The following is a 9,404-nucleotide window of genomic DNA, read 5'->3' as shown; positions in this document are numbered from 1 at the left end:
ACCCCCTTCTGAAGGACTCGCTAGTGGGAAAGGATCTGGGATAAAAACAGGCGGGAGCGCTCTTCTTTCGGATTGCTGAAAAACTCTTGGGGGGTGTTTTCCTCCACGATCTTGCCGCGGTCGAAGAAGATAATCCGATCCGCCACCTCGCGGGCAAAGCCCATCTCGTGGGTTACACACACCATGGTCATCCCCGAGCGGGCCAACTCCCGCATCACGTCCAGCACCTCCTTGATCATCTCCGGATCCAAGGCCGAGGTGGGCTCATCGAAGAGCATCACCGCCGGATTCATGGCCAAGGCGCGGGCAATCGCCACCCGCTGCTGCTGCCCCCCCGAAAGTTGCCCCGGGTATTTTTCTGCTTGCTCGGCGATCCCCACGCGGCTTAGCAGTTCCATAGCCCGCTCTATCGCCTCACTTTTTTTCATCTTTTTCACGTGGATTGGGCCAAGGGTTACATTTTGCAAAACCGTGAGATGGGGAAACAGGTTGAACTGTTGAAAAACCATGCCCACCTCGCGGCGAATGGCATCGATGTTGCGCAGGTCGCTGGTTAGCTCAATGCCATCTACCACAATGCGCCCTCTCTGGTGTTCTTCTAAGCGGTTCAACGTGCGAATAAACGTTGACTTGCCCGAACCTGAAGGCCCACAGACCACCACCACCTCTCCGCGGCGGATGCGGGTGGTAATGCCCTTGAGGACGTGGAAATCGCCGTACCATTTGTGAACATCTTCGCATTGGATAATGTCAGCGCTGGCTGCACTTTGCGGAGAGAGTGAAGACCTTATGTGCGGGGATCCTTGCATGGGTGGGTGACTCCCTAAGTTTCACCAAAGCAGGCATGGGTACCATGGCAGAACTGGCCGAGCCACAACCGTAGCCTCTGCAACATTTCCATACGCCCTGACATGTAAGGCTTTGAGAAAATCGTAGGCGCCTATGGCAAACCATTCTATGGGGTGTGGGGTGTGGCAGGAGTGTAACCCGATGGCACGGTATCTCGGTTGAAGTGCCGTGTATGAACGACTGTTGACGACGAAGATCTTGAGGATTGACATGGGGTAATTTTATGAACTGGATAAAGCATTTGAACGGATTGGCTCCCTTGGCCGGGGCACTGGCGTTGTCTATGGGCCTGCAGTCCCTTCCCGCTTGGGCGCAGCTGGGGCCGCTCACCGACCGCATCAAGGCTCGGGGCGAGTTGATCTGTGGGGTAAACAACCAACTGCCCGGATTCGGCAACCTGGATGACCAAGGCAAGTATGTGGGTTTTGATATCGACATCTGCCGGGCGGTAGCTGCCGCTCTCTTTGGAGATCCGGACAAGGTTCGATACGTCTACCTGACGGCGGCCAATCGCCAGTCTGCGATTCAGTCGGGCGAGGTCGATATGATTAGCCGCAACACCACCTGGACCCTCACCCGGGATCGCGAGTGGGCGGTGACCTTCGGCCCCACCACCTACTACGACGGCCAAGGATTTATGGTGCGGAAGTCGCTGGGGGTGGAAAAGCTGGAAGACCTGAACGGGGCCACCATCTGTGTGATTGCCGGCACCACCACCGAGCTGAACTTGGCGGATACCTTCCGCGCCCGTGGCATTGCCTTTACGCCAGTAACCTTCGACGGCGATGATTCCTCTTTCAACGCCTACGAAGAGGGCCGTTGCGATGCCATCACCAGCGACCAAAGCGCCCTCATCTCCCGCCGGGCCAGCTTGGCTTCTCCCGACGACCACGTGATCTTGCCGGAGATCATTTCCAAAGAGCCCTTGGGGCCGCTGGTTCCCCACGGAGATGAGAGTTTCTCCGACATTATGAACTGGACGGTCTACGCCCTCTTCTATGCAGAAGAAAAGGGGATCACCAGCGCCAATGTGGACGAGTTCCTCAAGTCCGAGGATCCCGACATTCGCCGCTTCTTGGGCCAGGAAGGCAACCTGGGAGAGCTGCTGGGCCTGAAGCCGGATTGGGTGGTCAATGTCATCAAGGCGGTGGGCAACTACGGCGAGATCTTCAACCGCCACCTGACCCCCTTGGGCGTGCCGCGGGGCTTGAACCAGCCCTACACCAAAGGCGGGATCCAGTACGCGCCGCCTTTCCGCTGATCGGCTGATTCGGAATCCGGGCCTAGGGATCCCGGTTGGTCAGTACCAGCCAGGGATCCCTTGTTTCCTGTCATACTTTGGATTGTTGCCTGCGCCCCATGACTGCACTGTCTGACCAGCCCCACCTTCGCCCCCCCTGGTGGCGGAATGAGCGCATCCTAAAAGTTCTGCTGCAGGTGGCCTTTGTCGTGGCCGTGCTGCTGGTGTTCGGGATCCTCGCCCAAAATCTCCTCGCCAGCCTGCGCCGCCTGGGCATCAGTTTGGGCTTTCGCTTTCTGGGCAACTCCGCCAACTTTGGGATCACCGAGGGGCTGATCCCCTACGACCCTTCCGAGAGCTACCTGAAGGCTCTGTCGGTGGGAGCGGTGAACACCCTCTGGCTGTCGGCAGTCAGCATTGTGTTGGCGACGGCGATGGGCTTTGTCCTGGGGATGGCTCGCCTCTCCAGCAACTGGCTGGCCCGCCAGCTGGCCACCGTTGTTACCGAGATCTTTCGCAATGTCCCGGTGCTGCTGATCGTGATCTTCTGGTACCAGGGGGTGATCCTCACCCTGCCGGGGGTGCGCAACAGTCTCTCCATCGGCGGGCTTGTCTTTATCAACCAGCGGGGAGTGAAGCTGCCCGGGTTGGATCCCAGCGGCTGGCTGGTTCCCGCGCTGGCCATTGTAATCGCGGCTGGGTGGGGGATCCGCAAGCTGCTCCTAGTCTGCCGACCCGAGCTGGGATCCCGGCAGCGGAACCTGTGGGTGTCTGTGGGGGTGGTGCTGCTGGCGGTGGCCTGTTGGGTGATCTTCCCGGAGCCGCCGGTGCGGCTGGATGTCCCGGTACTGGAGCGCTTTAACTTCCGGGGTGGGATCCAGCTTTCGGCGGAGTTTACCGCCATGATGCTGGGCTTGGTGACCTACACCGGCTGCTACATTGCCGAAGTGGTGCGGGGATCCTTTTTGGCGGTGCCGCGGGGGCAGTGGGAGGCGGCCCGGGCCGTCGGCCTGTCGGAGCTGGAAACCTTTCGCTTGGTGATTGTGCCCCAGGCCCTGCGGATCATGATCCCCTCCTTGAACACTCAGTATCTCACCTTGATTAAAAACTCCAGCTTGGCCATTGCCGTTGGCTTCTCCGATCTGTTCAACATCAGCAGCACCATCATCAACCAGTCGGGACGTTCGGTGGAGATGTTCGCCATCCTCATGGCCACCTATCTGACCTTTAACCTGGTGGTTTCCTACGGCATGAACTGGCTCAATGCCCGCGTCAAATTGGTGGAGCGCTAACCCATGCCCAGCAGTCTCTCCTCTCCCCTTGTAGAAGAAAAGGTACTCCCCCCCAGGGAGAAACAAAGTCCTCTGGCTTGGGTGCGCCGCAACCTGTTCGACTCCTGGCTGAGCACCTTGCTCACCTTGGTCTCTGCCTTGGTGTTGGCCTGGGCAATTTCCCTGTTCTGGAACTGGGCGTTCACCCAAGCCCGCTGGGAGGTGATCCCGGCCAACCTGAAAATCTTTGCCAGCGGCACCTACCCCAGCAGCCAACTGTGGCGGGTGTGGGCGGTGTTGGGAATTGTGCTGGCCACCTTGGGGGTAGCGGGGGGGGCTTGGGGCGGTGTGCTGCTGCACTACCTCATTCTCTTGGGAGCTGCTATGGGCTTGGCCGCTTTCCTGCCTTTGGGAACCCAGTCGCAGGGGTGGCTGGCGGTTTGCTCTGGAGCGACTTTTGCCGCTATTGCCCTCAGTCGCGGACGGGAATCCTGGCGGCTGGCTTCCATCTGGGTTTGGGCCTTGATCTTGCCCCTCTGTCTGGAGCTGCTGCTGGGCAACCTGGGCCCCAATTGGCCGGCAGTGCGAACCGAGCAACTGTCTGGACTGCTGCTGACCTTGATCTTGGCGGCAGCCGCCATGATCATCGGCTTTCCCATTGGGGTGTTGCTGGCGTTGGGCCGGGCCAATCGGGCGTTGCCGGTAATCCGGATCTTCTGCACGCTGGTGATCGAGCTGGTGCGGGGGGTGCCCCTGACCACCATTCTGTTTGCCGCCTGGCTGTTGGTGCCCTTCTTTCTGGGGGGGATCAGCGTCAACCTGATCATCAGGGCGGAGGTGGCCTTCATCTTGTTTACAGCCGTGTACGTGGCCGAGGACGTGCGGGGCGGCCTGCAGTCGATCCCGCTGGGCCAGCTAGAAGCGGCACGGGCGCTGGGCTTGAACCCCTTTCAAGTGACCGCTTTGGTGATTTTGCCCCAGGCGTTGCGGGCAGCTGTTCCGGCGCTGGTGAACGAGTTCCTCACCCTCTTCAAAGACACGTCACTGGTGTTCATTGTCGGCCTCATCGACCTGCTGCAGGCGGGGCGGGTGGTGTTCACCAACCCCAACTGGCTAGGCACCCAGCGGGAAGTGCTGTTTTTTATCGGCCTGATCTACTTCATCTGCTGTTTTGCCATGGCCTATGCCGCCCAGCAGGTGGAAAAGGCGCTGGGCTTGGGCAAGCGCTAAAAACTGCAACCGCTCCCCTTCCCAGTTTCATCTGCTCAGGCCCCGGGATCCCCTTAACGGGCTTGGGCCACCGCCCAATGGCGAGGAGTGTTGGGCAAGTGCTTTTCCCTGGAGAGGGGGCAGCGCTAAGATAGCGGGGAACGTCTCGTTACACCTTGGCCCATGACCCTTGCCTCTGAGACCGAGTCCCCGGAACAAGCCGCGGCGGCCCCTGAGCCTGGTCGGGTGCGGGATCCGGAGTTTCCCTACGAGGTCGAGATGACCTTGATGGAGCACTTGGAAGAGCTGCGCAGCCGCCTGTTGGCCAGCGTGATCGCGGTGGCGATCTGCATCATCGCCTGCTTTGCCGTGGTGAATCGCATTGTCGCCCTGCTGGAGGTGCCCGCGCAGGGGGTTACCTTTTTGCAACTGGCGCCGGGGGAGTATTTTTTCGTTTCTGTGAAGGTGGCGGCCTACTCGGGGCTATTGCTGGCCACGCCCTTTTTGCTCTACCAAATTGCCCGCTTCGTCTTGCCGGGGCTGAGCGTGAAGGAGCGCAAGCTGCTGGGGCCGGTGGTGCTGGGATCCAGCCTTCTCTTTGTGGCCGGCTTGGTCTTTGCCTACTATCTCCTCATTCCGGCGGCGCTCAACTTTTTCATTCGCTACGGCGAAGGGGTGGTGGATCAGGCTTGGTCCATCGACCGCTACTTTGAGTTTGTGCTGCTGCTGCTGTTCAGCACCGGCCTGGCCTTTCAGGTGCCGATTTTGCAGGCGCTGCTGGGGGCGCTGGGTCTGGTGACTGCCGAGCAGATGTTCAAGGGCTGGCGCTATGTGGTTCTGGGCGCGGTGGTAGCGGGGGCCATTCTCACCCCCTCGACGGATCCCCTCACCCAGAGCCTTTTGGCCGGGGCTGTGACGTTTCTATATTTGTTTGGCATTCTGCTGGTGAAGCTCCTTGGCAAATGAGCCGAAGCTGCATGCGCTGATCTTGGCGGCTGGGTTTTCCACGCGGATGGGAGAGCCGAAAGCCTTTCTGCCCTGGAAAGACGGGCAAACCCTGCTCTCTTACCAGATTTTTCAGTGGCGACAGGCGGGGTTTCAACCCTGGGTGGTGCTGGGATCCCAGCATTTGGCGGCAGCCCAACCCCACTTGGCAGGGGCAGAGGTGCTGGTCAATCCGGCTCCTGAGCTGGGCAAGACCCACTCCATTCGGGTAGGGGTGGAAGGGATCCCTGCCGATTTTCAGGTGCTGGCCATTTCGGCGGTGGATCAGCCCCGCCCGGCGTGGATCTACCACAGCTTGCTGGAGTACCATCTGCGCCATCGCGCTTGGGTTACTGTGCCGGTGCATCGAGGGCGACGGGGGCACCCTACCCTGATCGACAGGCGCTTGCGGGAAGGGCTGTTGGAGCTGCGAGAAGAAACCCTGGGCCTGCGCCGGTTGTTGCAGGATCTGGGCAGGCGGGTACAGGAGGTGGAGCTCTACACTCCTGAGATCTTCCTGGACTGCAATACCCCTGCCGATGTGGAAGCCGCTGCTGCCGGTTGCGACAGCGTTGCCCAGGAGTGAGGGGATCCCCTTCAGCACTTGTCCTGCGACCGGTCGCCTCAGCGGTACCGAGCACTTCGGCGTTGCCCAGCAAGATGTTCTTCCCATTGCTCGTATGAGAAAGGGCCTTTATCCTGCCAGCACCTACGATCCTGCCTGCCCGGTCGGCAGCTACTGGGACAGCACGATAGCAGATCCCGGTTGGCGGCATCCGGCACCTTTGCAAGCGCAGGTGGGCGCGGAGGTGGTCATTGTGGGGGGAGGATTGACGGGGCTATCGACGGCCTTGCACCTGGCCCGCGACCACGGCATCCATGCTTGTCTGCTGGAGGCGGGATCCCTGGGTTGGGGGGCCTCGGGGCGCAATGGCGGCTTTTGCGGGGTGGGGTCGAGCCACCTTACCCACACCCAGATGGTGCGGCGGGTGGGCCTGGCAGAGACAGAGCGCTACTACCGGGATCAATGGCAGGCAGTGGAAACCGTTCAGGAGCTGGCGGCCAGCGAGGGCTTCTCCCTAGAGGCTCAGGGACAGGGCTGCTATGCAGTGGCCCATCGTCCACAGGCATGGTCGGAGTTAGAGGCCGAGTACCAGATCTGTACTCAGGTGGCGGGCTACCCGGCCCAGCTTCTCAACCCCAAAGAGCTGCGGGAACGCGGCTTCAACAGCCAAGAGAACCACGGCGCTTTGCACATCGGGGTGGGGTTTGGCCTCAACCCCCTCAAGCTCACCCAAGGACTGGCCCAAGCGGCCCACCGGTGGGGGGCGAAGCTGTACAGCGGCAGTCCGGTCACGGCCTGGGAAAAGGTGGGATCCCACCACTGCTGCCACACGCCGGGAGGAACGGTGCGCGCTCGGCACTTGGTCATCGCCACCAATGGCTACACCCCAGAGGCCCTGTATCCCCAACTGGCGGGATCCCTGTTGCCGGCACTGTCCAACATCCTGGTCACCCGACCTCTGACGCCTCAGGAGCAGAAAGCGCAGGGGTGGTGGGATCCGACGCCGCTCTACGACATGCGGCGGCTGCTGTTCTATTACCGTCTGCTGCCGGATGGGCGCCTGCTGTTTGGGGGACGGGGTGGCACCCGCGATACCCCGACGGAGCGACAGCAGTTGCGCACTTGGATGACTCGACAGCTCTATCGTCTTTTCCCTGCTTGGGAAGGGGTGGAGATCGAGTACGCCTGGAATGGACTGGTCTGCCTTTCTCGGCAGTTTCACCCCCATATTGGCCCTTCGCCGGCGGATCCCAGCCTATGGTATGGCCTGGCCTATCACGGCAGCGGTGTAGCCACGGCGGTGTGGGCGGGCAAAATGCTGGCCCAGGAGATCGCCGGGATCCCTTCCCAGATGAGCGCTCTGTTTCGCCAGCCGCCCCGCGCTTTCCCTTTGCCCTGGTTACGGCTGCACTATCTGCGGCTGGGGTATCTCTGGTGGCAGTTGACGGATGGATAGCCTCTCCAAGTGTGCGGGGGATCCCTCTGTTCGGCAGAGAAGTCCTGCCCTAGTCTGGTTGTAGTTCGGGTGGAAACCATCGCTTGTCGTTGCTCCTGAGGTATCCAGTGCTGCTCACGTCTTGCCATCGGCCTGCTCCAGATCCGTCTCCTCTCGAAGCCCAATCGGCAGCCTGTCGCCGCCAACGGCTCTCGCAAGCGGGGCAGCGGCTGGGGTTTGCTCTGCTGCTCAGCCTACCCACCATGTTTTGGCCTTGGCCCGGATTTGCCCAGATTGCCGGATCCCTTCTCAGCCCCTTGGTGGCGGCTTGGATCCGTTCGGAGGTTCAGAGGGTCGATAACCTGCAAGTGCAAATTGTCGGCTCTGACGCCCAGATTTTGAATGGGCAGATCCCTCAAGCCCAGGTGTCGGGAGACAACCTCAGCTATCAAGGCTTTCAGATCAGTCATCTGCGGCTGCGGGGCCAGGATATTCGCCTCAATGTGGGCGAAGCCATCCAGGGACGGAGCCCACTGCGGCTATTGGCCCCTGTGCCGGTGCAGGTGAGCTTGCGCCTTACCGAGGAAGACCTGAACCGCACCCTCCAGGCTCCCCTCATCCAAGCCCAACTGGCCCAGGCCCAGGTGCAGTTGCCTGTTGGGGGCCAAGTGGTGCCCTTTCTCATCCGCCAGCCTCAGGTCACGCTGGAACAGGGTCGGCTGCGCATCCAGGCTAACCTGACCACTCCGGAAGGGGTGGAAGCGCCGGTGACGGTGCTGACTGGCCTAGAAGCCCAAGGCCCCAACCGGTTGCGGCTGGTCAATCCCCTTTGGGTGAGCGAAGGCCAAGAGATCCCCATCCCCGGCCTGGCCGATTTCCCCATTCAGTTGGATCCGGGCGTGCGCATTGACCGCTTGGAGTTGCAGCCCGGCCAAATCCTCTACGAAGGGATCCTGACCATTTACCCAGAAGTCGCAACCGTGCCGCAGGGATAGTTCGCCTGGGCAGGACGGAGACCTTTCCCGTTCAGCAACGGGTGTGATCGGGATCAATCTCAAAGGGTGTGCCTCTGGGCGAGGATCCCTCTAGCAACCGGAGGGAAAGGGATCTTGCTGGCCGTTTGCGTTGGTGCCCCGTCGGGAACCGCACCGTCCACAAGACGAGAGCGGCATCGACTCCCTTCGGTAGCCGGGCAGGAGTGGTGTATTGAGGTGAGATCATGATCCAGCCATCCAACTGCAAACTCGACCCCTGGGTCGCGGTAGCGGTGCGGAGCACTTGCGGCTGGGCGCTGCTGCTGATTTTGTCGGTTGGTTTTTTGGGGGGATGTGCTGGCGACCCGGTTTCTACAGTCCCTCTGGATGGCGCTGCTGTCGGCACGCGGACGGCCACTCCCGAAGGCCGATCCTTTTCCGATATTCAGCCTGGTCGGGAGCCCCGTCTGAAACACCTTTGGGCCAGTTTTGTCATCACTGCTGAGCAACTGCAATCCGCCCGCGAGGCTTCTGTCTCTCTCCATCCGCAGGCCATTTTTCCCTGCACCGACTGCGAAAGCCTGCCGGGATCCCCGCCCCCCACTCCCCCTTCCCGCGCTCTGGGCACCTATCGCCCTGATCAGCTCACCTTCTCCTTCCGGGTTGAGCCCAACGAGACGTCCACCCGCCTCAGGGGTAGCTTTCACCTGGATACCACCACGCCTCTGATCCACCCCGGCGCAGGGGTGCGCTTGGTAATCCAACGGGCTTTCTGGGGGGAAGACCCGCTGGAACCGCTGCCACCTCTCCAGGACTTTCACCCTCAGCAGATCATCCGAGGCCAGTTCCAGGAGCGCAGTTGGATCCTCCCTTTCTC

Annotated in this window: 8 protein-coding genes and 1 pseudogene; 8 read left to right on the top strand and 1 reads right to left on the bottom strand. The window is 61.2% G+C overall.

Features of this window, described 5'->3' with window-relative positions; translation table 11 throughout:
• Window positions 1-20 precede the first annotated feature (20 nt).
• Window positions 21-809 carry an amino acid ABC transporter ATP-binding protein gene (locus NW837_RS05225; protein WP_011432567.1) on the bottom strand — a complete coding sequence of 263 codons (789 nt, stop codon included), beginning with the start codon at window positions 807-809 and terminating at the stop codon, window positions 21-23.
• Between the two features lie 281 nt (window positions 810-1,090).
• Between NW837_RS05225 and NW837_RS05220 the strand changes: the two genes are divergently transcribed.
• The 8 genes and pseudogenes from NW837_RS05220 to NW837_RS05185 form a co-directional block, all read left to right on the top strand.
• Complete coding sequence (locus NW837_RS05220) at window positions 1,091-2,110, top strand: amino acid ABC transporter substrate-binding protein (RefSeq protein ID WP_414329623.1); 1,020 nt, start codon at window positions 1,091-1,093, stop codon at window positions 2,108-2,110.
• Window positions 2,111-2,208: 98 nt separating this feature from the next.
• Window positions 2,209-3,381 carry an amino acid ABC transporter permease gene (locus tag NW837_RS05215; protein WP_414329621.1) on the top strand — a complete coding sequence of 391 codons (1,173 nt, stop codon included), beginning with the start codon at window positions 2,209-2,211 and terminating at the stop codon, window positions 3,379-3,381.
• 3 nt (window positions 3,382-3,384) lie between these two features.
• Entirely contained in the window at window positions 3,385-4,590 is a 1,206-nt protein-coding gene (locus NW837_RS05210; protein ID WP_414329619.1) for an amino acid ABC transporter permease, read from the top strand.
• Window positions 4,591-4,848: 258 nt separating this feature from the next.
• Complete coding sequence (gene tatC, locus NW837_RS05205; protein ID WP_414329625.1) at window positions 4,849-5,535, top strand: twin-arginine translocase subunit TatC; 687 nt, start codon at window positions 4,849-4,851, stop codon at window positions 5,533-5,535.
• A complete protein-coding gene (locus NW837_RS05200) occupies window positions 5,525-6,139 on the top strand; it encodes a nucleotidyltransferase family protein (protein WP_414329618.1) in 615 nt (204 codons plus the stop codon). The genes tatC and NW837_RS05200 overlap by 11 nt, the downstream gene beginning before the upstream one ends.
• A complete protein-coding gene (locus NW837_RS05195) occupies window positions 6,126-7,574 on the top strand; it encodes an NAD(P)/FAD-dependent oxidoreductase (protein WP_414329617.1) in 1,449 nt (482 codons plus the stop codon). Before NW837_RS05200 ends, NW837_RS05195 begins: the two co-directional genes overlap by 14 nt.
• A gap of 107 nt (window positions 7,575-7,681) precedes the next feature.
• Window positions 7,682-8,548, top strand: a complete 867-nt coding sequence (locus NW837_RS05190; RefSeq protein WP_414329615.1) for a DUF2993 domain-containing protein — start codon at window positions 7,682-7,684, stop codon at window positions 8,546-8,548.
• A gap of 224 nt (window positions 8,549-8,772) precedes the next feature.
• Window positions 8,773-9,404 (top strand): annotated as a pseudogene (locus tag NW837_RS05185) (hypothetical protein); the annotation flags it as partial.

This window comes from Synechococcus sp. R6-10 (assembly GCF_047461815.1).
GTDB lineage: Bacteria > Cyanobacteriota > Cyanobacteriia > Thermostichales > Thermostichaceae > Thermostichus.
Note: the sequence above shows the minus strand (reverse complement) of the source record. Positions and strands in the feature narration are given on the sequence as shown.